Here is a 23,819-nt window from a genome sequence, read left to right as displayed (position 1 = left end):
AATCACGATGAGCAATGTCTACTGGCCGCTGTACGAAGTGTTCGTACGCAGCAAACAAGGTTTGTCCCACCGTCACGTGGGAAGTCTGCATGCCGCTGACGATCGCATGGCGCTGGAAAATGCGCGTGATGCTTATACCCGCCGCAGCGAAGGGTGCTCCATCTGGGTGGTCAAGGCGAGCGAGATTATCGCTTCCCAGCCGGAAGAGAGCGGCGAGTTCTTCGACCCGGCGGAAAGCAAGGTCTACCGCCACCCGACGTTTTACACCATTCCTGATGGCATCGAGCATATGTGAGGTTGGGGATGAAAACAGTCACTGCATATGCCCTTCGTCTGGGCGACAACGGTCTGGTGCTTTCGCAGCGTCTCGGCGCCTGGTGCGGTCACGCACCGGAGCTTGAGATCGACCTCGCGCTGGCAAATATCGGTCTCGACCTGCTGGGGCAGGCGCGCAATTTCCTGACCTATGCCGCGGAGCTGGAAGGTCAGGGCGATGAAGACACGCTGGCATTTGGGCGTGACGAGCGTCAGTTCCGCAATTTACTGCTGGTGGAGCAGCCGAACGGCAACTTCGCCGACACGATTGCTCGTCAGTACCTGATGGATGCCTGGAATGTGGCGCTATATGAACGCCTTGCACACAGCAGCGACAGTCAGCTTGCCGCCATTGCCGCAAAAGCCATTAAAGAGGCGCGCTACCATCTGCGCTTTAGCCGTGGCTGGCTGGTGCGCCTGGGCGATGGCACCGAAACCTCCGCGCAAAAAATGCAGCAGGCCATCGATAACCTGTGGCGCTTTACGGCCGAACTGTTCGAAGCCGATGACGTTGAGCTGGAGCTGATTGCCTCCGGCGTGGCGGTTGAACCGCGCACCTTGCGCCAGCCGTGGGAAAGCGAAGTGTTTGCCGGCCTGGCAGAAGCCAACCTGAAGGTACCCGACGAAGTGGCGTATCGCACCGGAGGCAAGAAAGGGCTACATACCGAACATCTGGGCCCGATGCTGGCGGAAATGCAATATCTCCAGCGCGCGTATCCGGGTCAACAGTGGTAATAGCGGAGGTCATGATGCAGCGTTTTGCTGAGATTGCACCTGCGGAGATCCCGCAGATCTGGTCGCTGTTAAGCCAGATCCCGGACCCGGAAGTGCCCGTGTTAACCATCACCGATCTGGGCATGGTGCGAAGCGTCGCACCGCAAGGTGAAGGCTGGGTCATTGGCTTCACGCCGACCTACTCAGGTTGCCCGGCGACGGAACACCTGCTGGGTGCTATCCGCGAAACGATGACCGCACACGGGTTTACGCCGGTTCATATTGTGCTCCAGCTTGAACCCGCCTGGACCACCGACTGGATGACTGCTGATGCCCGCGAGCGTCTGCGTGAATATGGCATCAGCCCGCCGGTCGGCCACAGCTGTCATGCCCATGTGCCCGCAGAGGTGACGTGTCCGCGCTGTGCGAGCACCGATACCTCGCTTATCAGTGAATTTGGTTCAACGGCCTGCAAAGCGCTCTATCGCTGCAACACCTGCCGTGAGCCTTTCGACTATTTCAAATGTATTTGAGGCTGCCATGACAACGTTTCATTCATTAACAGTGGCAAAAGTGGAACCTGAAACCCGTGATGCGGTAACGATCACCTTCGCGGTGCCGCAGGAATTACAGGACGCGTACCGCTTTCGTCCGGGGCAGCACCTGACCCTGAAAACGAAGCTAGGCGGGGATGAACTGCGCCGCTGTTACTCCATTTGCCGGAGCAGCGCACCGGGTGAGATCAGCGTGGCGGTCAAAGCCATCGAGGGCGGACGATTCTCCCGCTATGCCCGGGATCAGATTAAACAGGGTATGGCGCTGGAGGTGATGGTTCCTCAGGGCCAGTTTGGCTACCAGCCGCAGGCGGAACGTGAAGGACACTATCTGGCGATTGCCGCAGGCTCCGGGATCACCCCGATGCTGGCGATTTTATCCGCAACGCTTGCCACCGAACCGAACAGTCATTTCACTCTGATTTACGGCAACCGCAGCAGCCAGAGCATGATGTTCCGCCAGGCCCTGGCGGACCTGAAAGACAAATACCCGCAGCGTCTGCAGCTGGTCTCCATCTTCAGCCAGGAGCGTCTGGATAGCGATCTTCTCCATGGTCGTATTGACGGGGAAAAACTGCAGGCACTGGCGAAAACGCTGATCAACTTCCGCCAGTACGATGAAGCGTTTATCTGCGGTCCGTCGGCGATGATGGATGAGGCCGAAAGCACATTAAAAGCGCTGGGGATGCCGGAAAAAGCCATCCATCTGGAACGTTTTAATACGCCAGGCTCTACGGCTAAACGCACGGTTAGCGTGCAGGCGGAGGGGCAGAAAGTCACCGTTCGTCAGGACGGCCGTGACCGTGAAATCACCCTGACGGCGGACGATGAAAGTATTCTTGATGCCGCGCTGCGCCAGGGGGCGGATCTGCCGTATGCCTGTAAAGGCGGCGTGTGCGCCACCTGTAAATGTAAAGTGCTGCGCGGCAAAGTGGACATGGTGACCAACTATAGCCTGGAGCCGGACGAACTGGCCGCCGGGTATGTGCTGAGCTGTCAGTCGCTGCCGTTAACCGCTGACGTGATCGTCGATTTCGACGCGAAGGGGATGGCATGAGCGAACTGATTGTCACCCGCCATGGCCGCGTGTTGCAGCTGACGCTGAACCGTCCGGCGGCACGCAACGCCCTCAACAATTCGCTGCTGACGCAGATTGCGGAACAGCTTGAGGCGGCGGCCTGTGATAGCGGCATTTCTGCCTGCGTTATTTATGGCAACGAGCGTTGCTTCGCGGCCGGAGCGGATCTCAACGAAATGGCAGATAAAGACTTGCCGGCCACGTTGAACGATATCCGTCCGCAGCTGTGGAAGCGGATAGACGCGTTTAACAAACCGCTGATTGCCGCCGTGAACGGCTTCGCGCTGGGGGCTGGATGTGAACTGGCACTGCTCTGCGACGTGGTGATCGCCGGGGATAACGCGCGTTTCGGTCTGCCGGAAATCACCCTCGGGATTATGCCTGGCGCGGGCGGCACGCAGCGCCTCATTCGCAGCGTGGGTAAATCCCTCGCCAGCAAAATGGTGCTGACCGGGGAAAGTCTCTCCGCGCAACAGGCGCTGAGTGCTGGGCTGGTCAGCGATGTGTTCCCGGTATCCCTGACGCTGGAGTATGCCCTGAAGCAGGCGGCATTGATGGCGCGTCATTCGCCGCTGGCCTTGCAGGCCGCGAAACAGGCGCTGCGCCAGTCTCAGGAAGTGCCATTGCAGGCAGGATTGGCACAGGAACGTCAGCTTTTTACGCTGCTTTCCGCGACCGAAGACCGCCGGGAAGGTATCAATGCCTTCTTACAGAAACGCACCCCCGACTTTAAAGGACGCTAATTGTGGAATTTATCCTGAGTAACGTAGAGCAAGGCGTAATGACCATTACGCTGAATCGCCCGGAGCGTCTGAACAGCTTTAACGACGTGATGCATCAGCAGCTTTCGGAGTGCCTGAAACAGGCCGAACGTGATGACACCATCCGCTGTCTGCTGATCACCGGGGCAGGACGCGGTTTCTGTGCCGGTCAGGATCTGAATGACCGCAATGTTGACCCCAACGGCCCGGCGCCGGATCTGGGCATGTCCGTGGAGACGTTTTACAACCCGCTGGTCCGCCGCCTGGCAAAACTGCCGAAGCCGGTCATCTGCGCGGTCAACGGCGTGGCGGCCGGTGCCGGGGCTACGCTGGCGCTCGGATGCGACATGGTCATTGCGGCGCGTTCCGCCAACTTTGTCATGGCCTTCAGCAAGCTTGGGTTAGTCCCGGACTGCGGCGGCACCTGGCTGCTGCCGCGCGTTGCCGGACGCGCTCGCGCTATGGGGCTGGCGCTGCTGGGGGACAAACTCAGCGCCGAACAAGCGCAGGCCTGGGGGATGATCTGGCAGGTGGTGGACGACGAGCAGCTTTCCGCCACGGCACAGCAGATGGCGCTGCATTTTGCCTCACAGCCGACGTTTGGTCTGGGGTTGATCAAGCAGGCCATCAACGCGGCGGAAACCAACACCCTCGATGCGCAACTCGATCTCGAGCGCGACTATCAACGCCTGGCCGGGCGCAGCGACGACTACCGCGAGGGCGTCAGCGCCTTCCTGGCAAAGCGCGCGCCGAACTTTACGGGGAAATAAGATGTTGAACATACGCACTGTCGCCGTGATTGGCAGCGGCACGATGGGCGCCGGAATTGCCGAAGTCGCGGCCAGCCATGGTCATCACGTCCTGATATACGACATCTCCGCAGATGCGATCTCGCGCGCCATTGACGGCATTCGCCAGCGTCTGGCTTCCCGGGTGACGCGGGGAAAACTCTCCGCAGATGCCGGTAGCCAAATCCTGGCCAGACTGCTGCCAGTGACCGATATCGAGGCACTCTCGGCGGCAGATCTGGTGATTGAAGCGGCCTCTGAGCGTCTGGAGGTGAAAAAGGCGCTGTTTGCACAGCTGGCCGCGATCTGCCCGGCTCAGACGGTGCTGACCAGTAACACCTCGTCTATTTCAGTTACCGCGATTGCGGCCGACGTGCACCACCCGGAGCGCGTGGCGGGACTGCATTTCTTTAACCCGGCACCGGTAATGAAGCTGGTGGAAGTGGTCAGCGGGCTGGCGACCTCTCCGGAAGTGGCCGATGCGCTGTGCGAGCTGGCGCTCAACTGGGGGAAACAACCCGTTCGCTGCCAGTCAACGCCGGGGTTCATCGTGAACCGTGTTGCACGTCCGTTCTACTCTGAAGCCTGGCGCGCACTGGAAGAACAGGTGGCCGCACCGGAAGTGATTGACGCCGCACTGCGCGAAGGCGGCGGTTTCCCGATGGGACCACTGGAACTCACAGACTTGATTGGTCAGGACGTTAACTTTGCCGTGACCTGTTCGGTGTTTAACGCCTTCTGGCAGGAACGCCGTTTTCTGCCTTCGCTGGTCCAGCAGGAGCTGGTGCTGGCGGGGCGACTCGGTAAAAAAAGCGGAAAGGGCGTTTACGACTGGCAAGGGGATAAACCCGACGTGCAGTGGGTTGAGCCCGTGGATGCCAGTTATCGTCCGATGCGCATCGAAAAGAAAAGTGACGGCGTCACTGAAATTGACGATGTGTATCTGATGGAAACGCAGGGTGAAACCGCTCAGGCGCTGGCGTTGCGCCTTAACTGCCCGGTGGTGATGGTTGACCGTATTGAACGCGATGTGGCGGTGATTGCGGCGGCAGCCAGCAACCCGCAGACCGCGACGTTAAAAGCCATCTGGTACCTGCAACAGCAGGGCAAACGGGTCGTACAAATTGCCGATTATCCGGGCATGCTGGTCTGGCGCACGCTGGCGATGATTGCCAACGAAGCGCTGGATGCCCTGCAAAAAGGGGTGGCCAGCGAGAAGGATATTGATACCGCCATGCGCCTCGGTGTGAACTACCCGAGCGGTCCGATTGCCTGGGGGGAGCGTCTGGGCTGGCAACGTCTGCTGACGCTGCTGGAGAACCTGCAACGTCATTACGGTGAAGAACGTTATCGTCCCTGTTCACTGCTGCGCCAGCGTGCGCTTCTGGAGAGTAGCTATGAGTCCTAACGCCTGGCATAACGCCCGCACGATGTACGAAAAGGACGCCTGCGCGCAGGCGTTGGGAATCGACATCATTGAAATGGACGAAGGCTATGCGGTGGTGACGATGACCATCACCCCGCAGATGCTAAACGGCCACAAAACCTGTCACGGCGGACAGCTTTTCTCGCTGGCGGACACCGCCTTTGCCTACGCCTGCAACAGCCAGGGGCTGGCGGCGGTCGCCTCCGGTTGCTCGATTGATTTTCTGCGTCCGGGCTTTGCCGGGGATACGCTGACCGCCATCGCGCGGGTAAAGCATCAGGGCAAACTCACCGGCGTGTATGACATTGAAATTCAGAATCAACAACAGAAAACCGTCGCCCTTTTTCGCGGAAAATCGCACCGCATTGGCGGCAGTGTGACAGGAGAAGCCTGATGCGTGATGCATTTATTTGTGATGGCGTACGAACCCCCGTGGGGCGTTACGGCGGCGCACTTTCCGCAGTTCGCGCTGACGATCTGGGGGCCGTTCCGCTGCGTGCGCTGCTGGCGCGTTATCCGCAGCTTGATCTGGAGCGGATTGATGATGTGATCCTCGGCTGCGCCAACCAGGCGGGGGAAGACAACCGCAACGTGGCGCGCATGTCGTCCCTGCTGGCAGGATTACCGCAGACGGTTTCCGGCACCACCATTAACCGCCTGTGCGGTTCGGGGCTGGACGCGATTGGCTTTGCAGCCCGCGCTATTAAAGCAGGCGATGGCGATCTGTTGCTGGCGGGCGGCGTGGAGTCCATGTCCCGCGCGCCGTTTGTGATGGGGAAAGCCACCGCCGCGTTTCAGCGTCAGGCAGAGATCTTTGATACCACCATCGGCTGGCGTTTTGTGAATCCGCTCATGCATCAGCACTTCGGAACTGACAGTATGCCGGAAACGGCAGAGAATGTAGCTGAATTGTTAAATATCAGCCGTGCCGATCAGGACGCTTTTGCGCTACGCAGCCAGCATAGAACCGCCAGGGCGCAGCAGAACGGTATTCTGGCGCAGGAGATTGTGCCGGTGCTGGTGCCGGGTAAAAAAGGCGCGGTAACGGAATGTAGCGTGGATGAACATCCACGGGCGGATACGACACTTGAACAGCTTGCCGGACTGAAAACACCGTTTCGTAAAAATGGGGTGGTTACGGCGGGGAATGCCTCTGGCGTGAACGACGGCGCAGCGGCGCTGATCGTCGCCAGTGAACAGATGGCGCTCGCGCAGGGATTAGTCCCGCGTACGCGTATTGTGGCGATGGCGACGGCAGGCGTGGAACCGCGTCTGATGGGCTTAGGCCCGGTACCTGCCACCCGCAAAGTGCTGGAGCGAGCCGGACTCAGTATCAACGATATGGACGTCATCGAGCTTAACGAAGCTTTTGCTTCGCAGGCGCTGGGCGTGCTGCGTCAGTTAGGGTTACCCGATGATGCCGCTCACGTTAACCCGAACGGGGGAGCCATTGCATTAGGCCACCCGCTGGGGATGAGCGGTGCCAGACTGGCGCTGGCCGCAAGCAATGAATTGCATCGACGCAACGGGCGCTATGCGCTGTGTACGATGTGCATCGGTGTGGGTCAGGGCATTGCCATGATCCTTGAGCGTGTTTGAGCGAATAACAATGTGAGTACCCTACAATGACAAATACAACAAAGCTTGACCCGATCGAAACAGCATCCCTTGACGAATTACAGGCCCTTCAGACCGAGCGTCTGAAATGGACGCTGCACCATGCCTATAACAACGTACCGATGTACAAACGCAAGTTTGACGCAGCGGGCGTTCACCCTGACGATTTCAAAGAGCTGGCGGATATCCGTAAATTCCCGTGCACGACCAAGCAGGACCTGCGGGATAACTATCCGTTCGATACCTTTGCCGTACCGATGGAGCAGGTAGTGCGTATTCACGCCTCCTCAGGCACTACCGGCAAGCCAACGGTGGTGGGTTATACCCAAAATGATATCGACACCTGGGCCAATCTGGTGGCCCGCTCCCTGCGCGCCGCGGGCGGCAGTGCAAAAGACAAAATTCACGTAGCCTATGGTTACGGGTTGTTTACCGGCGGTCTGGGCGCGCATTACGGTGCGGAACGTTTAGGCGCAACGGTGATCCCGATGTCGGGTGGTCAGACGGAGAAGCAGGCGCAGCTTATCCGGGATTTCCAGCCAGATATGATCATGGTGACGCCATCCTACTGCCTTAACCTGATTGAAGAACTGGAACGCCAGATGGGCGGCGATGCCAGTACCTGTTCTCTTCGTGTGGGCGTGTTCGGCGCCGAGCCGTGGACGCAGGCCATGCGCCGTGAGATTGAAAAACGGCTAGGGATCACAGCGCTGGATATTTATGGTCTTTCTGAAGTGATGGGCCCCGGCGTGGCGATGGAGTGTATCGAAACTGCTGATGGTCCGACCATCTGGGAAGATCATTTCTATCCGGAGATCGTCAACCCGAACGACGGCACGCCGCTTAATGACGGCGAGCAGGGTGAACTGCTGTTTACCACGCTGACGAAAGAGGCGCTGCCGGTGATCCGCTACCGTACCCGTGACCTGACACGCCTGCTGCCAGCAACCGCGCGCAGTATGCGTCGTATGGACCGGATCAGCGGTCGCAGTGACGATATGCTGATCATCCGTGGCGTCAACGTCTTCCCGTCGCAGCTGGAAGAGGAAATTGTGAAGTTCGAACATCTCTCGCCGCATTACCAGCTGGAGGTGAACCGTCGCGGACATCTTGATTCACTTTCCGTGAAGGTGGAGCTGAAAGAGAGCAGCCTGACGCTGACGCACGAACAGCGTTGCCAGGTGTGCCACCAGTTGCGCCACCGCATTAAATCCATGGTCGGGATTTCAACCGACGTGATGATCGTTAACTGCGGCAGTATCCCGCGCTCAGAGGGGAAAGCCTGCCGGGTGTTTGATTTGCGTAAAGTCGCGGCCAACGGCTGAGTTTCTTCTTCCCTCTCTCCTCCGGAGAGAGGGAATGCAGAACTATGCTATGATTCATCCGGGACAAAAATTACAACAGAATGAATCACATGAAACTCGACGCCTTCATCCAGCACGCAGTCAGCTCCGTTCCGGTCAGCGGGACATCCCTTATCTCTTCATTATACGGTGACGCGCTTTCCCATCGCGGGGGCGAGATTTGGCTCGGAAGCCTGGCGGCATTACTGGAGGGTATGGGGTTCGGCGAACGGTTCGTGCGAACTGCGTTATTCCGCCTTAACAAAGAGGGCTGGCTTGACGTCTCGCGCATTGGACGCCGCAGCTTTTATCGCCTGAGCGACAAAGGGCTACGCTTAACCCGCCGCGCGGAGAATAAGATCTATCGCGCGGAGTTGCCCGCCTGGGACGGAAAATGGTTATTGCTGCTCTCTGAAGGCCTGGACAAAACCACGCTTGCTGACGTCAAAAAACAGCTGATCTGGCAGGGGTTTGGCACGCTGGCGCCGAGCCTGATGGCCTCGCCATCGCAGCATCTGGCGGATGTGCAGTCCCTGCTTCATGATGCTGGCGTGGCGGAAAACGTCATCTTCTTTGAAGCTCACTCGCCGCTGGCTTTATCCCGCGCTGCGCTGCGTTCGCGGGTGGAAGAGTGCTGGCAACTGACCGAACAAAACACGATGTACGAAACGTTTATTAGCTCGTTCCGACCGCTGCTGCCGCTGCTGAAAGAGGCGACACCAGAGGAGCTGACGCCAGAGCGTTGTTTCCAGATCCAGCTGTTGCTTATCCATTTTTATCGTCGTGTGGTGCTGAAAGACCCATTGCTGCCGGAAGAGCTACTGCCAGCGCACTGGGCCGGGCAAAGCGCCCGGCAGCTCTGCATCAATATTTATCAGCGTGTGGCACCGGGGGCGCTGGCGTTTGTCAGTGAGAAAGGCGAAACCTCCGTCGGTGAACTGCCCGTGCCTGGCACGCTCTACTATCAACGCTTTGGTGGTCTTACGAGCACATAAGGAGTGAGGATGCCTGTTTATCAAATTGATGGTCTGACGCCGGTCGTACCTGACGAGAGCTATGTTCACCCGACGGCGGTACTCATTGGTGATGTGATCCTGGGGAAAGGTGTTTATGTCGGCCCGAACGCCAGCCTGCGCGGAGATTTTGGCCGTATTGTGGTGAAAGATGGCGCGAACATTCAGGATAACTGCGTGATGCATGGTTTCCCTGAGCAGGACACGGTGGTGGAAGAGGACGGCCATATCGGCCACAGCGCTATTCTGCATGGCTGTGTTATCCGCCGTAACGCACTGGTGGGAATGAACGCTGTGGTGATGGACGGCGCGGTGATTGGTGAAAACAGCATCGTCGGCGCGGCGGCATTTGTGAAGGCGAAAGCGGAAATGCCCGCAGGGTATTTGATTATTGGCAGCCCGGCCAAAGCGATTCGCGAGTTGAGCGAGCAGGAACTGGCGTGGAAAAAACAGGGTACAAGGGAATATCAGGTGCTGGTGGAGCGCTGCAAGCTGACCATGCACCAGGTGGAACCGCTGCGTGAAGTGGAGCCTGGGCGGAAACGGCTGACGTTTGATGAGAATTTAAGGCCGAAGTCGGCGGTGTGAGGTGAGATATTGAAGCAGGGGCGGATGGAACCGACCCATGCTGCGGTTATCTGTACAGTTGCAATTAAATGAGGCTAATTATTTAATCCCTGGTGCCGATAATCTTTTTCTCTGATTATATATGAAGGAACATGTATGCATTACGCACGGCCTTTACTACGCCCTCTGTTTTTACTTTCTCTGTTGCCGTTTTCTTTTGCTCAGGCCGCTGAAAAGCCTGAACTTATCGGCGGTGGCATCAACCCCTTGTCTGTTACCCGCATCCACGATCGTGTGAGTTATATGGTGTCGTTAAACTTCAATAACGGCAAAACAGCGCAACAATGGCGTTCAGTGGATTGTAAGCAGGGTAAGTCCGAGCTTCTGTACAAGGATTTACTGGATGATGAAGGGTTAACCAAAGTCCGTTTTTACGGCGACAGCTACATGCGGTATGCGCCAGCACAGGATGATAAGCTGATGACGGCAGAGGATATCCGTAAGATCTGCCAGCTACCGGTAAAAGAACCCCTGTGGGAAAGATTATCAGCCACGTCTGCAACGGGCATTACCGATCTTGTCGATGTTAACAGCATTCATCGCGTTGGCGACATTTTAACGGTACGCATGGGATATGATTTTGCCGATATCATCTGGGAACCGCCTTATGACGCGCCGCTTGAATTAAAGATTGAGCACTATTTCTATAATTGCAAAACCCATCAGGGCGACGCTGTCGCTGCAATGAACTTCGATGGCCAGGGTCACGTAACGGACTCACTCATCACGGCTGATATTGTTCGCCGCAAAAGTAGCTTCAAGATTGACGCTCAAAAGGCACAACACTTTGAGCAACTCTGCCAGCTACCTGCAGGCAAAACCTTCACCGCTGAAGGGCGCTTTGTACCCGCGGTGAACAAGTCAGCATCCACGTTGATGGGGCCCTCAATGCCCGATCTGAGCAATAATAATCCGCAATGGCTGAGTAAATACCCCCTTTCTGCTGCTATTGATCGCCAGGTGCAGGCATTGATCAAATCCTGGGCGATGCCGCGTTTTAAACAGGTTCGTTACACCGAAGTCAGCGCGCTCGGTAAGATTAAAGTCCAGTTGGATGCGCAATCGGATGGTTATATACGTAAGCTGGAAGATTATGGCATCTGGACGGTTCAACGTTTAACGCTGGCTAATCTGTTGCAACTGAAATTCGCCATGTCCATCAGTAGCGGTGCCATGTTGCTCAACACATTGCAGACGGATCTGCATTTCCCGTTAGTACAGGGTCAAAAATATCAGGCTAAATTGGAAAATATTGATGCGGATAAGAAAGTCACATCGTCAGCGATGCGCTGTGAAGTGACGGGGGAAGGGGATGCGCAGCGTATCGCACCTGAGTTTAGTGGGAAATATTTGTTAGTTGAGTGTCACGAAAGTAATGAGGGGCAACCGGATAACAGGAGCAAATTAGCCTGGCTGCAGGATCTCAATATCTTCGTCCCTGTTGCTCAGCAACTGGGCGATAAGCCTGAAAGGTTGGTGACGCTGGAAAATGTGAGTGTGACGCGATAATCAATAACCAGGCCTTACCGAGCTATTATGAAATAAGGACATAAAATGACCAATTCAGCGTTTCAGTGGACGTGCATTAAATGTGATAAAGAGATCCCACAGCATCTTGAATATTGTTCTGAGTGCGAAGAAAAACGATATCGCAAAATAGGTGGTTTGTTATATCTGCCATTTATCAATATGCTGTTTATCGCTTACGCCTACTTTAACTCTATGGCAGTAACGTTAAGTGCCGGGATGGAAACGGTAGGTCGTCTTCCGCTCTCCCAGACGACCTATCTCTTTGTTGCTAGTGGGATTAACTTAGTTTTCCTGCTCTTTATCATCTATATTGTTTCTCTGTTTTTGCGGAAAAAGAAAGAGTTACCTCTGGCTTATTGTGCTTTGCTTGTTTCGGGTATCGCTCTGATGCTAATTGACAGGGTCGCCACTTCTTACATCTTTCCGCAGATCTCCCTGAATATGGCTCAGATAATGCCTATTATTATGCATGTGATATACGCTTGTATCTGGATCCCGTACTTCCGTACCTCCGTTCGGGTTAAAAAGACGTTCATTTGGTAGACGAGGCTGGCCGCCAGTACACGATAGGGAAGCAATATTTTTTGGCGTTGTTGGGAGGTCATCTCAGCAACCCAACCAATATTGGGTGTCTCCCACATATCCGAAAGTATGCTAAAATTTGTACAGCGATAAGCCGAAGATAAAACGTCGCAATTTCAGCGCGTTAGCCAAAGTGAGTGATTATGGATAATAGTCCACATGAACAGACAGTTTGGAAAAGATACCGCGCATGGTTGTGGTGCGGAAGTTTTTATCTGGTTGCATTGCATTGTTCTGCAGATGAAATAAACCTGTACTCAATAAACACGGGTTCATACGTCTATCATCTTACAAACAATCACGGACAATATACTGAGAATTTTGAGAATAACTTTATATCCGTGGAGAGGAAGTTCTCGGATGATTCGAAATATAGCTTTGTGCTAGGCACAATGAAAAACAGCTTTGATAACAGATGTCTGGCTGCCGGCGTCAGAAGAGACTGGGCAGGGTGGGATAACGGTTGGGTTTTTAAAGGGATATATGGATACGTCGGTGAGTTTTTCTTTGATGCTTTCAGTGATTGTGGTGACCATGGGTCATACCATGATTTCAAAAAAGTAACAGGAATCGGCTTTTCTCCCTACATATACCATGGATTTCAATACAATTTTACGTCTTATTTTGGGATGGATGTGGGTATTATAATTCCATCCGTATTTGTCATTACAGCACAGTGGAGCTTTAGATGAATCCTTCACCTGGTGTGACGACATTATAGAATGAAGTGATGTACCACCCGTTGGTTGTGCGACATATAGTAACATCTTCCTCTCCGCTTTATCGCAGGGCTGCGACAGCAGCCCTTTGAAAATTCTGGTAATATTCGCCTTCAACCCGTTTGGGGTTATATAACACTACCGGTTTCACCCTCACTCGCAGTCTCTTTGCTTTGAATGAAGCGGAGTGCCAGATAGAGGTCTGGCGCCAGAATCATTTCATCATCATTGATAGTTGGTCGACTTTCTTTGAACCAGCGTGTTAATTCCGTTTTCCTGCCCGCAAGGATGAGCTTAATCTGTCGACCTTTCAGGTCACGCTTTAGCTCATTAATGGTTGCCAGGACACTGATATCTGAATAGGTGAAGCAGGCAACGGCATCAATGACCACCCATTTAGGCTGTTCTGCTGCGCCTTCAACTAAGTTCAACACGCGGCGTTTAAAATAAGCCACATTAAAATAGGTCAACGGTGAGTTAAATCGATACATCAGCACGCCCGGAACCATTTTAATATCGGTGGTATTCCCTAATGAGTGGATCATGCCATTTTCGTCTGTTCCCAGTAAATGCTCAGAGGGGCGAAAGACGGTACGCAGGAACTGTAACAGGCCAAGCAGCACCGCAAGGCCGATCCCCTGAATAACGCCGATAATTAAAACACAGCCAAACGTGAAAAAGGCCAGGCGAAATGCTTGTTTATTTCTTCGTCTCAGGTTCCATAGCCCACGCAAATCAATTAATGACCACGATGCATACATTAGAACAATGCCTAAGGCAGAGACCGGAATAAATTGTAAGGGTTGGGTGAAAAAGAGTAATACGACTCCAATGATTAAGGCTGCGACAATGGATACCAGCTGACTTTTTCCTCCAGTGGAATCATTAACCGCGGTCCGGGAATCGGCCCCACTAATAGCAAACCCCTGAGATAACCCCGACATGATATTCGCAATACCCAGCGCTCTGAACTCTGCATCAGCATTAATTTCATAGCCATTTTTCGCGGCAAAACTGCGGGCGGTCAGCATCAGACTGACAAAACTAACCAAAGCCAGGTTCAGCGCCGGGATCACTAAATCACGCATCGGGCCCGGCTGGAACGCCACCCAGTTAACGACCGGTAAACCGGGCTGGAAGCCTTCCCCCCCAATAGTGGCAATACCATACTGTTGCGCAGATGTCCCCCATACCAGAAACGTCGTTATCACGATGGCAATCAACGGTGCGGGCCAGTGGCTGCGAAACGTTTTGATCGCCATTAAAATCGCTAACGTTAAAATGGATATTCCTAAGGTTAATAAATGGCTGTCTGAAATTCGGCCCGGTAAGGCAATAATTTTCTCAATAACCTGCGCTTCATCAAGCTTGATCCCGAAAACCTTGCCTAATTGCCCGACAATAATCGTCACGGCTACGCCATTAAGCAGGCCAGTCAGAATAGGGTGAGAAAGCAGATCGGCAAGGGCACCCAGGCGAAATTTACTGGCAAGCAGACACCATCCGCCCATCATCAATGTCATGACGATCGTCAGTTGCCAGTGCAGTTCGGGATTTCCGGCAGAAAGAGGAAACACGACGGCGGCAATCACCGCGCAGGTCGTTGCGTCGGGGCCAACAATAAGCTGACGTGAAGAGCCAAACAGCGCATAGGCTATCATTGGTAAAACGCATGAATACAGACCTACGATAGCCCCAACACCCGCCAACTCAGCATAAGCAATAGCAACGGGCAGTGCTACAGCCGCAACGGATAACCCGGCTTTAACATCATGTTTTAACCAGCTTTTATCGTAGGCTAATAAATTTTGTAACCCTGGCATGTAGTTTAATAAAAATTTTCCGAACACGTTTTTCTCCGGATATTGATCTTACCTACGTAATGATGGCACGCTTCTAAATAAAATTTTTGTTTTAAAATGGTTCCAGGCTTTGCCGGCATTGGCAGTTGTTACTCTCAGGAGCGCGATATGACCACCTTTTATCAATTTTCTGCTACCAGTCTGCGCGGCCAGGTTATCTCAATGGCTGACTATGCTGGCAAACTGGTTTTGGTGGTGAACACTGCCAGTCAGTGTGGATTCACGCCACAATACTCTGGCCTTGAAGCGCTCTACAAGAAGTATGCTGGCCATGGGTTTGTGGTGCTGGGTTTCCCCTGCAACCAGTTTGGTAAGCAGGAACCCGGTGGTGCTGATGAAATCGAGCAGACCTGTTATATCAACTACGGTGTGAGCTTCCCGATGTTCGAGAAAGTAGAGGTCAACGGCAATGCCGCGCACCCGGTGTTTCGTTACCTGAAAAATGAATTGCCCGGGGTGCTGGGGGGACGGATCAAGTGGAATTTCACGAAGTTCCTGATAGGTCGCGATGGTACACCGCTTAAGCGTTTTGCACCGTTCACGACGCCGGAGAAAATGGAAGCCTCCATCCTCGCCGCACTCAAGATCTGAGTGTTCCCGTTATTCGAGATATTTGCTTCTGGCGTACTTTTGGCAAACGGCAGGTAGTATGACCGCCCGTTGACAGGGAGGCGTATACAATACCGCAAGGGATAAACTGATTGAAGCCGTCGCGTATAATCACTTATTCTTTGCCGTTTAAACATGCAGGAGATGCGTCATGATCGGCGAAACGCGCGGGCGGGGAAGACCACGAAAAACAGAAAGCACCTATGCAGATACCCGTAATGATCTGATCCGCAGCGGACTTGAACTCCTGACGCAGAATGGATTTCTTTCGACGGGAGTCGATGCCATTGTCAAAAATGCCAGTGTTCCAAAAGGCTCATTTTATTATTACTTCAAGAGCAAAGAGGAATACGTCCAGACCGTTCTGAGTGCTTACGACAGTTTCTTCGAGCACAAACTAAAAAAACATCTGCATGCGTCATCCTGCGCACCCATGCTACGCCTGGAAAATTTTATACACGATGCCTGCGACGGGATTAAAAAGTACAATTTCACCCGGGGCTGCCTGGTTGGAAATATGATGCAGGAAAGTCCGGGGCTTCCACCCTCCTTTATTAAACAGCTACAGGATATTCTTGAAAGCTGGCAAGCGCTTGTGGCGACCTGTTTGTCCGATGCATTATCTTCCGGTGAAATATGCTCTGATATGAATGACAAACAACTGGCCGCTATTTTCTGGAGTGGTTGGGAGGGGGCTGTAATGCGTGCCAAACTTTATTGTTCCACCCAACCTGTGTACGACTTCTGGAGCTACTTCAAAACGTCTGTACGCTATCAACCATCGCAGGATGTGGCACCTGAACAGTAAAAAGAGAGGGGCTGACAGCAGCCCCTTAAGAGAACGATAATCCTGTCGCTTTAGCTACATTTAATCACTGCCCGGCCACGAATGCCGCCGCTAAGAAGTGCTTCGGCCACCGAGATGGCCTCACTGAGCGGATATACGCTGGTCAGGCTATCCAGTCTGGATTCTGGTAAATACGTAATTGCCTGCTGCCAGATCGCCGCTCTTTTCTCTTTCGGGAACATGACACTGTCAATTCCTTTCAGCGTAACGCCACGCAGAATAAACGGGGCCACATTACCCATCATATCCATACCCTGGGCCATGCCGCAGGCCGCAACAATACTACCATAGCGAACTCCGGCGCAGGCATTACAGAGCGTGTGACTGCCCACCGTATCAATCGCGGCAGCCCAGCGTTCTTTCTGCAACGGTTTGCCTGGGCTGGAAAGCTCAGTGCGATTAATAATCTCATTGACCCCGACCGTTTTATAAAGCCATTCGGATTCTTGCGGGCGACCGGTAGACGCGGTGACCTGGAAGCCCATTGACGCCAGGATCATGGCCGCAATACTTCCGACGCCTCCGCTGGCTCCGGTAACAAGTACCGAGCCATCTTCAGGCTTAACACCGTGGTTCAGCAGGGCGTCAACACACAGCATCGCGGTAAAGCCTGCAGTTCCGATGGCCATGACGTGTTTACTGTTTGCGCCAGCCGGAAGCGGCGTCAGCCAGTCGCCTTTTACCCGTGCCTTTTCGGACAACCCGCCCCAGTGTTTTTCCCCTACACCCCAGCCGGTGAGGAGAACCTGATCACCGACCTGATATTCCGGATGCGAACTGGCGGACACAGTGCCAGCAAAATCGATGCCCGGCACCATCGGGAACTGACGGACGATAGGACCCCGCCCGGTGATAGCCAGGGCATCTTTGTAATTGATGGAAGAGTAGTCAATGTTGACAGTGACATCCCCGTCAGGCAGATCGCTTTCAGCTGTCTCAACAAATTGCGCAGAGTAATGGTCTTCTTTCTTGTTGATTAATAATGAGTTAAACATTTTTACCTCGTAAGTTTGGTTGTATGGCTACCCGTAAACAGCAGTATAATTTCAATATTGACCGATCGTCTAATAATCAGTGCTACTATCCCAGCGTTTTAGCAATATTCAAGAATTGTTTGTTAATTCATCGCATTATCGGGTGAGCTTTTGATTCGAATCAAAATGAGGAGCTGAATGCAGATTATGTATGCTCGTTTCAGACGTGAACCGGGAAATAAAACACACGTCAGACTCTGTTCAAATAGCGTTGGGGATAATCAGCGGGGCGGTTATCGGGCCAAACCCGCCGGCCTTTGCCAGCGGGGGGAACTGAATCCTTACTCCCAGCGTTTCAACAGCAGGCTAGCGTTGACGCCACCAAAGCCAAAACCGTTCGACAGCGCGTAGTTCATCTTCTGAGGACGAGCCGACAGCGCCACCAGGTTCAGGCCTTCCGCGTCTTCATCGGGGTGAGACAGGTTCAGCGTCGGCGGCACTATCTGGTCACGCAACGCCTGAATAGTGAAGATGGCCTCAATTCCGCCGGCTGCACCTAACAGATGACCGGTTGCTGATTTTGTGGACGTAATAGCAACGGGATGCGTGCCAAACAGGCTTTTAATCGCTGCCAGTTCACCTTTGTCTCCTACCTGAGTCGAAGTGGCGTGGGCATTGATATGGTCAATCTCTTCTACTGAGACACCCGCCTGACGAATGGCCATTTCCATGGCACGACGTGCGCCGTTACCGTCTTCCGGACCCGCTGTCAGGTGATACGCATCTGCGCTGGTGCCGTAGCCTACCAACTCTGCCAGCGGCGTGGCGCCACGTGCCAGTGCGTGCTCCAGCGACTCAATCACGATAAGCCCGGCACCTTCTCCCATCACAAAACCATCGCGGTCACGGTCAAAGGGGCGAGAAGCCGCTTCCGGCTGGTCATTGGATGCGGTGGAGAGTGCTCTTGCTGCGGCAAACCCGGCAAGGCTAACGCGATGAATCGCCGCTTCTGAACCGCCACAGAGGGCGATATCGGCCTCGCCGCTGCGGATCATTCGTGCAGCATCGCCAATGGCCTGCGCTCCTGCCGCACAGGCGGTGACCGGCGCGCCGATGGGACCACGAAAACCGTGGGCAATAGACACATGTCCGGCGGCGAGATTGGCAAGAAAAGAGGGGATGGTGAACGGAGACAGGCGACGCGGCCCGCGCTCATCCGTCGTATGTACCGCATTGGCGATCTCGCTGAACCCGCCGATCCCAGTCGCGATGACCGTTGCAGTACGATCTTGTTCTGTCGTTGATGCAGGCGACCACCCGGCCTGCGTCAGAGCTTCACGCGCGGCAACCAGCGCAAATTCGATAAAGCGATCCATCTTTTTACGTTCTTTGGCCGGAATGGTTGCCAGCGGATCGAAGCCGTGCAACGGGTCGTTCTCAATGGACGGAACCTGTCCAGCGACTTTGCAGGGAATATCGTCGACCAACTTCTCGCTAAGCTTTGTAATACCTGACTTTCCTGCCAGCAGCGACTGCCAGACGTGTTGTACACCGCAGCCCAGTGGGCTGACAATCCCCATCCCGGTTACAACAATGCGTTTAGCTGAAACGCCCATAAACAACTCTCCTGTATGAGTAATGTGCCGGCGACTTTTTCAGCAATGAAACCAGCAGCGCGACAATCAAAAAACCGATCATGATGAGGTCAATTACTTCGGGAAATACCTTGCTTCGTTCCTCCCGCTAATTCAGGTCGGATTCATGGCTGGCATCTCTGTAAGGTTCGGGTTGGAATTTTTGCGCGCTATCGCCTTCGCGTTTGCGCAGCAGATATTCGTGGCGGTATTTCATCATCGGTGAGGCTGCGGGTCCCGGTACCATGGTGTATTTGCCTGTAACAATCTCCTCACCGGTTGCTTTATCGACCAGGATCGGCTCCACAGAACGCTGGGTTTCACTTTCCACCAATTGCATCTGACGGCCTTCGGGTGAAAAGTGGCGGCTTCCCCATTCCGCCATCGCCAGCAGAACCATGCGAAAATCGCGTCCGCTTTGTGTGAGGTGATATTCGTAGCGCGGTGGTGAACTGCTGTAGCAAATCTTCTCCAGCAATCCGTCATCTACCAGCGACTTAAGACGGCGCGAAAGAATATTGGGCGCGACGTTACTGCTTTTCTGGAACTCGTCAAAGCGGGTAAAACCCGAAGCGGCGTCGCGCAGGATCATGATGCTCCAGCTGTCACCAATACGGCCAAGACTACGGGCGATGGGGCAGGGAGCGTGGCAAAGCAGTTCATTTTTCATGGGCTGACCTGGATGAATAGGTGGCTTTCGCAAGCAAATTGGCATAGTAACTATCAAAATGCAAGTTACTTAAGAATCAATCTGAATGCTGCACTGGTCATTGATGGACGTCTGGAGCTGAGTGTGAAAGGAAAAAAATCTCTGGTACGTCTGGTCAACTTTATGTAGCGAAATCTGGCGTTCCTCATTCTGTAGAACCAGGCAGCTCTGGCATACTGGTTATCATTGATTTACCAGAAACGGAAGTTGCCTGAAATACACTCGAGAACCTTCGATAAAAAAGAAATGACCTTTGGCGGTGAATAAAAACATGATAGCTTTATGGTTGATAGAAGATCTCTCACGCTTTGAGTTAATGAGTGAACTCAGGAATATAAATGATCGATGATATCCGTTACCTGATAGTTTTTGCAAAAATTGTACAAGCTGGATCGATTTCAGGTGGCGCAGACGCTTTAGGGCTTACTACCGCGACAGCAAGCACACATCTTTCTAAGCTGGAGAAAAATCTGGGAAGTGCTTTGCTATACAGAAATACACGCAAATTATCCCTGACACATGATGGAGCAAGTTTGCTCGAAACCGCTAACGCTATGTTAGAACTCTATGAAAAGGGATTTATCGAGTTTAAACAGCGTTCTATTTCAACAAGCAATAAGTTGAATCTTTCTATCCCTGCAGTTTTTATAAATAGTGTATTCACACGCCATCTTGCAGGTTTTATAAAGGAATACCCGGACGTTTGCCTGAATATTTCTTATTGCGACACGCGCAAAGATATCATTGCCGATAGTATTGATGTTGCATTTCGAATTGGCGAACTACCGGACAGCGCACTCAAAGCACGGCATCTTTTTGTATTGCCCCGACACGTTGTTGCGTCAAAGCAATTTCTGAGCAATTACCCGCCTGTCAACCATCCTGATGACTTAGAAAAAATGCCCTGGATTGGTCTGAGCATGCTGCAGAGCAGTCGAGAATTCAGGCACAAAAATGGCGAGATAGCTGTAATTAAGTATACGCCAACGGTTTACGTTGATAATGTCGAAGCTGCCTATACTCTTGCAAAGCATCAGGTTGGAATCGCTGCTCCTCCTTGCTATCTCAGCAAAGAGGATATTAAGCAGGAAGACATGCAGTTGGTTCTCCCTGACTGGTCACTGGAACCACTAAAAGTCTATGCGATTTGGCCCTCAAATATATCTACCAGCAGTATCGCGTATACGTTAATTAATAATATTTACAACTCTTTTGAATCCCATTCATTATGATTGATTTAAAGGTTTGATAATTAAATGGGTTAAATGTAGTCAGTGTGCAAAATAGTTTTTCATTGGGCGAGAAGCATGTAGGAGGCAGTGATGATCAGTGTTCCGCCCATACATAAATTAAAGGCGCGGGTGCGTCCGGCGCTATTAAGTAATGTTGAAATATTCTTCCCAAGAACGGCCCATGCAGCTAATGAGAGATAGCACACTAAGAAATAGGTGGTTATGAAAACTATCATTGGGAAATTGTTTGACGGCTCAGAAAAAAGTACTACTCCAGATGCACAGGCAATCCAGGCTTTAGGGTTGAGCCATTGAAGTAAAAAGCCCTGAATGAAGCCAGGTGCCTCTGATTTTGTTAATGACAACTCAGACTGGGATGAAGCTATCTTATAACCTACGTATATTATAAACGCTGAGCCTGCCACGTTGAGATATTTGAAGAAGAGTGGGTGCTGCTCAATGATAGTATAGAACCCAAAGCCAGTAATAATAAGTAATAGAGTAAATCCTATTGTCGCACCTGAGACGAATGGGAGCGTTCTTCTAAATCCATGGTTCGCGCCTGATGATATAATAACCATGTTGACTGGTCCTGGCGAAATGGACATGGTGAGGGAGAACAAAAACATTGCGAAAAATAAAGTCATTTTATCTCCGTATTCTTATCGACGATTCTGTACTAAAGCACATTTTTAATGCACGACTACATTCCTGTTATTCTCATAGTCTATAGATAAAAATGACCAGATAAAGTGGGTTTTCTATAAAGGTGTATTTGATTTTTTCACATAATCCTTTTAATAAACATGTCGGAGATTCAATTAGTTAATTATTATTTGCACGTTTCGCATGTGTAGCCATCAACAATTACTCTTTGGCACCGTAGCCACGGTGTGATCGTCAGCCCGGTAAGCAAACCTTCCGGGCGATCAGCGGAACGCGACGGTCGGGAAATTTACCAGTCAGTGCAGAAACAACAAACCCTGCGACAAACATCACGGGCAGGAGTGTATTGAACGCGCGTTTGAAGTCATCGAGGATCAAGGTAGCTGATTGTCTGTTTCTAATGGTATAACGTGCTGCGGCAATCGGGTTGCCGTAAGCTAACTACACTCCCAAAGGTTTATATGAAACAAATTACGTTCAGTGACCTGCAGCAACAAAGCGAGCAAGCCGCAAATTCCCCTCGCTTACGCGCTCATCGAAATTTGCACCCTGAGCTCAGCGATCCGGTTCAGCGTCTGGCTATTGCTATGGAACCAGGTACCTATGTTCGTCCTCATCGTCACCCGCACACGTTTGAACTGCTGACGGCTCTTAGCGGGCGCTTTTTAGTACTGAATTTTGATGACAATGGTAACGTGACCCAGCGTGTTGTACTGGGTGAAGATTGCAAGGTGCTGGAGATGGACGCGGGGATCTGGCATGCCGTGTTATCGCTGGATAAAGGCGGGGTCATTTTTGAGGTAAAACACGGTGGCTACCAGCCTGTTGCCGAACAAGATTCAGCCCCATGGGCACCTGCTGAAAACGAGCCAGGTACCGCGGAGCTAATGAAATGGTACGCTCAGGCACAAGTGGGTGACGGTGGTTTTACGCTGTAATGGTGCTCACAAGCCCTTGCAGGAAATCTTCTACCTGAGCAGGTGTCGCTGTATCTGCCTGGAAAAGAATATCGAGCGTGACGTTCTTCAAACCGCAGAAGCCGAAAATACCCTCGATTATCTGCGTCTGAATCGCCGTTGAGTAACCATGCTTATCGAATCCGCTGAGATCGGTGCCAGCAGTTGCTACAAGGCGAACGGGAACGTCACGTAAATTCCCCACAATCCGGCCATCTTCTGCCACCTTGTATGCCCAGTCCAGCGTCAAAACGCGATCAAACCAGCCTTTTAACAGACCGGGGACTGACCACCAGTACACCGGGAAGACAAACACCAGCATATCCGCTCGCTCAACACGCTGCTGCTCACGCAGAATATCGCCGGGAAGGGCGCTGGGATCGCCGTGATATAAATCAAGATCGGGACGAGACATGGCCGGATTAAACCCTTCAGCATGCAGATCGGCAATTTCAACCTGCGTACCTTGCTCGCGTAATTTCACGGCAATATGGGTTGCCAGCGAATGGGATAATGAGTTGTCGACAGGGTGAGCCGTCACGATCAATGCGTTATTAATGGCATTTGTAGCAGACATAGTGACCTCGAATGGGTAAGAATTGACGCTTATGTTACCATTGGTAACTTAAGCGTCAATCCACCCCGAGCGATCATTTTGTGCTATTCACGTAGGTCTCCAGCACGCCAGTCATGGCACCACTGAGCATATCTTCTGCAATATTTCGGGCGAGCGCGCCGTTACCTGCGGCCGTGCTGAGAGCATCTGCTGCACCAATGATGGCCGTCAGTACCGCTTCGCCCTGGACACCTTTCAGAACGATAAAAGGGGAAAGCGCGGTACGCAGACAGTCGGCACATTCCGCCACGCAGGCTTCCCGAAACGTTTGCAACGCGCGGGAGCCGGACAGTGCCGCGGCGATCGGCCCGGTTTCAGGCCCGGCGGTAATGGCGCAGTCGATATAGGCAGCGCTGAAAAAGCGGATCGTCTTTTCCAGTGTTTTGCTGTCGACCGCCAGCGTCTCACGGAATTTCGCCAGTTGCCGATCGCTATAATCCTGGTACAACGCCATCAGCAACCCTTCACGATCGCCAAAGTGGTCGTAGGGGATAGGTTTTGTCACGTTGGCCCGCTCGGCCAGATAACCGAGCGTCAGTGCCTCCGTGCCTTGCTGGCGGACAATACCACGCGCAACCTCCAGCAGTTGCACGCGGCGATCCTCTTTTCTTAAGCGCTTAACAACCATGCTTTCCTCAAAACTTTTA

General features: G+C 52.9%; 26 protein-coding genes. 19 read left to right on the top strand and 7 right to left on the bottom strand.

Annotated elements, in window-relative coordinates; genetic code table 11:
• Nucleotides 1-7: 7 nt before the first annotated feature.
• From paaB to AC0XWG_RS19485, 15 genes are all read left to right on the top strand, one after another.
• Entirely contained in the window at nt 8-295 is a 288-nt protein-coding gene (gene paaB / locus AC0XWG_RS19555) for a 1,2-phenylacetyl-CoA epoxidase subunit PaaB (RefSeq protein WP_006175064.1), read from the top strand.
• An 8-nt stretch (nt 296-303) separates the two neighbouring features.
• Nucleotides 304-1,050 carry a 1,2-phenylacetyl-CoA epoxidase subunit PaaC gene (paaC, locus tag AC0XWG_RS19550; protein WP_128347902.1) on the top strand — a complete coding sequence of 249 codons (747 nt, stop codon included), beginning with the start codon at nt 304-306 and terminating at the stop codon, nt 1,048-1,050.
• 14 nt (nt 1,051-1,064) lie between these two features.
• Nucleotides 1,065-1,562, top strand: a complete 498-nt coding sequence (paaD, locus tag AC0XWG_RS19545) for a 1,2-phenylacetyl-CoA epoxidase subunit PaaD (RefSeq protein ID WP_475681123.1) — start codon at nt 1,065-1,067, stop codon at nt 1,560-1,562.
• 7 nt (nt 1,563-1,569) lie between these two features.
• Nucleotides 1,570-2,640, top strand: a complete 1,071-nt coding sequence (gene paaE, locus AC0XWG_RS19540; protein WP_028017546.1) for a 1,2-phenylacetyl-CoA epoxidase subunit PaaE — start codon at nt 1,570-1,572, stop codon at nt 2,638-2,640.
• Nucleotides 2,637-3,404 (top strand): 2,3-dehydroadipyl-CoA hydratase PaaF, encoded by a 768-nt coding sequence (gene paaF, locus AC0XWG_RS19535; protein ID WP_028017545.1) that lies wholly within the window; start codon nt 2,637-2,639, stop codon nt 3,402-3,404. Before paaE ends, paaF begins: the two co-directional genes overlap by 4 nt.
• The gene (gene paaG, locus AC0XWG_RS19530; RefSeq protein ID WP_128347900.1) at nt 3,404-4,192 is read left to right on the top strand and encodes a 2-(1,2-epoxy-1,2-dihydrophenyl)acetyl-CoA isomerase PaaG; all 789 of its coding nucleotides are present in this window, start codon (nt 3,404-3,406) and stop codon (nt 4,190-4,192) included. The genes paaF and paaG overlap by 1 nt, the downstream gene beginning before the upstream one ends.
• 1 nt (nt 4,193) lies before the next feature.
• Nucleotides 4,194-5,618, top strand: coding sequence for a 3-hydroxyacyl-CoA dehydrogenase PaaH (paaH, locus tag AC0XWG_RS19525; protein WP_475680954.1), 1,425 nt, complete (start codon nt 4,194-4,196; stop codon nt 5,616-5,618).
• On the top strand, nt 5,608-6,030 hold the full coding sequence (paaI, locus tag AC0XWG_RS19520; RefSeq protein ID WP_028017542.1) for a hydroxyphenylacetyl-CoA thioesterase PaaI: 423 nt from the start codon (nt 5,608-5,610) through the stop codon (nt 6,028-6,030). The genes paaH and paaI overlap by 11 nt, the downstream gene beginning before the upstream one ends.
• The gene (gene pcaF, locus AC0XWG_RS19515) at nt 6,030-7,235 is read left to right on the top strand and encodes a 3-oxoadipyl-CoA thiolase (RefSeq protein ID WP_128347899.1); all 1,206 of its coding nucleotides are present in this window, start codon (nt 6,030-6,032) and stop codon (nt 7,233-7,235) included. The genes paaI and pcaF overlap by 1 nt, the downstream gene beginning before the upstream one ends.
• Nucleotides 7,236-7,261: 26 nt before the next feature.
• On the top strand, nt 7,262-8,578 hold the full coding sequence (gene paaK, locus AC0XWG_RS19510; protein WP_028017540.1) for a phenylacetate--CoA ligase PaaK: 1,317 nt from the start codon (nt 7,262-7,264) through the stop codon (nt 8,576-8,578).
• Between the two features lie 80 nt (nt 8,579-8,658).
• Nucleotides 8,659-9,591, top strand: a complete 933-nt coding sequence (gene paaX / locus AC0XWG_RS19505; protein ID WP_028017539.1) for a phenylacetic acid degradation operon negative regulatory protein PaaX — start codon at nt 8,659-8,661, stop codon at nt 9,589-9,591.
• Nucleotides 9,592-9,600: 9 nt separating this feature from the next.
• Nucleotides 9,601-10,197: a phenylacetic acid degradation protein PaaY gene (gene paaY, locus AC0XWG_RS19500; RefSeq protein ID WP_108089988.1), complete on the top strand. Its 597-nt coding sequence runs from the start codon at nt 9,601-9,603 to the stop codon at nt 10,195-10,197.
• 135 nt (nt 10,198-10,332) lie between these two features.
• Nucleotides 10,333-11,745 (top strand): hypothetical protein, encoded by a 1,413-nt coding sequence (locus AC0XWG_RS19495; protein ID WP_475680953.1) that lies wholly within the window; start codon nt 10,333-10,335, stop codon nt 11,743-11,745.
• 45 nt (nt 11,746-11,790) lie between these two features.
• Complete coding sequence (locus AC0XWG_RS19490; RefSeq protein ID WP_028017536.1) at nt 11,791-12,309, top strand: DUF2569 domain-containing protein; 519 nt, start codon at nt 11,791-11,793, stop codon at nt 12,307-12,309.
• Nucleotides 12,310-12,491: 182 nt separating this feature from the next.
• On the top strand, nt 12,492-13,040 hold the full coding sequence (locus AC0XWG_RS19485) for a hypothetical protein (protein WP_238934273.1): 549 nt from the start codon (nt 12,492-12,494) through the stop codon (nt 13,038-13,040).
• Between the two features lie 155 nt (nt 13,041-13,195).
• Here the strand turns inward: AC0XWG_RS19485 and AC0XWG_RS19480 are convergent, their stop codons facing one another.
• Nucleotides 13,196-14,917, bottom strand: a complete 1,722-nt coding sequence (locus tag AC0XWG_RS19480) for a SulP family inorganic anion transporter (protein WP_128348923.1) — start codon at nt 14,915-14,917, stop codon at nt 13,196-13,198.
• Between the two features lie 120 nt (nt 14,918-15,037).
• On the opposite strand from AC0XWG_RS19480, the gene AC0XWG_RS19475 reads away from it, so the two are divergent.
• Nucleotides 15,038-15,520, top strand: coding sequence for a glutathione peroxidase (locus AC0XWG_RS19475; protein WP_028017533.1), 483 nt, complete (start codon nt 15,038-15,040; stop codon nt 15,518-15,520).
• 169 nt (nt 15,521-15,689) lie between these two features.
• Nucleotides 15,690-16,346 carry an acrylate utilization transcriptional regulator AcuR gene (acuR, locus tag AC0XWG_RS19470; RefSeq protein WP_128348924.1) on the top strand — a complete coding sequence of 219 codons (657 nt, stop codon included), beginning with the start codon at nt 15,690-15,692 and terminating at the stop codon, nt 16,344-16,346.
• Between the two features lie 50 nt (nt 16,347-16,396).
• On the opposite strand, the gene acuI is transcribed toward acuR, so the two are convergent.
• The 3 genes from acuI to AC0XWG_RS19455 form a co-directional block, all read right to left on the bottom strand.
• Nucleotides 16,397-17,380: an acrylyl-CoA reductase (NADPH) gene (acuI, locus tag AC0XWG_RS19465; protein WP_134708367.1), complete on the bottom strand. Its 984-nt coding sequence runs from the start codon at nt 17,378-17,380 to the stop codon at nt 16,397-16,399.
• A 320-nt stretch (nt 17,381-17,700) separates the two neighbouring features.
• On the bottom strand, nt 17,701-18,975 hold the full coding sequence (gene fabF / locus AC0XWG_RS19460) for a beta-ketoacyl-ACP synthase II (protein ID WP_108089983.1): 1,275 nt from the start codon (nt 18,973-18,975) through the stop codon (nt 17,701-17,703).
• A gap of 127 nt (nt 18,976-19,102) precedes the next feature.
• The gene (locus AC0XWG_RS19455; protein ID WP_028017529.1) at nt 19,103-19,663 is read right to left on the bottom strand and encodes a winged helix-turn-helix transcriptional regulator; all 561 of its coding nucleotides are present in this window, start codon (nt 19,661-19,663) and stop codon (nt 19,103-19,105) included.
• A 377-nt stretch (nt 19,664-20,040) separates the two neighbouring features.
• On the opposite strand from AC0XWG_RS19455, the gene AC0XWG_RS19450 reads away from it, so the two are divergent.
• Complete coding sequence (locus AC0XWG_RS19450) at nt 20,041-20,934, top strand: LysR family transcriptional regulator (protein ID WP_128348925.1); 894 nt, start codon at nt 20,041-20,043, stop codon at nt 20,932-20,934.
• Between the two features lie 59 nt (nt 20,935-20,993).
• Here AC0XWG_RS19450 and AC0XWG_RS19445 read toward each other — a convergent pair whose 3' ends face one another.
• The gene (locus AC0XWG_RS19445) at nt 20,994-21,581 is read right to left on the bottom strand and encodes a LysE family translocator (RefSeq protein WP_128348926.1); all 588 of its coding nucleotides are present in this window, start codon (nt 21,579-21,581) and stop codon (nt 20,994-20,996) included.
• 480 nt (nt 21,582-22,061) lie between these two features.
• Here AC0XWG_RS19445 and AC0XWG_RS19440 point away from each other — a divergent pair, with 480 nt between their 5' ends.
• The gene (locus tag AC0XWG_RS19440; protein WP_028017518.1) at nt 22,062-22,538 is read left to right on the top strand and encodes a WbuC family cupin fold metalloprotein; all 477 of its coding nucleotides are present in this window, start codon (nt 22,062-22,064) and stop codon (nt 22,536-22,538) included.
• On the opposite strand, the gene AC0XWG_RS19435 is transcribed toward AC0XWG_RS19440, so the two are convergent.
• Entirely contained in the window at nt 22,528-23,133 is a 606-nt protein-coding gene (locus tag AC0XWG_RS19435) for an NAD(P)H-dependent oxidoreductase (protein ID WP_049006829.1), read from the bottom strand. The two genes, AC0XWG_RS19440 and AC0XWG_RS19435, sit on opposite strands and share 11 nt — an antisense overlap.
• A gap of 73 nt (nt 23,134-23,206) precedes the next feature.
• Nucleotides 23,207-23,800 (bottom strand): TetR/AcrR family transcriptional regulator, encoded by a 594-nt coding sequence (locus AC0XWG_RS19430; RefSeq protein ID WP_049006831.1) that lies wholly within the window; start codon nt 23,798-23,800, stop codon nt 23,207-23,209.
• Nucleotides 23,801-23,819 lie beyond the last annotated feature (19 nt).

Source organism: Enterobacter sp. DVT3837 (assembly GCF_056238685.1).
The sequence above is the reverse complement of the archived record's forward strand: the minus strand, read 5'-3'. Positions and strand labels throughout refer to the sequence as shown.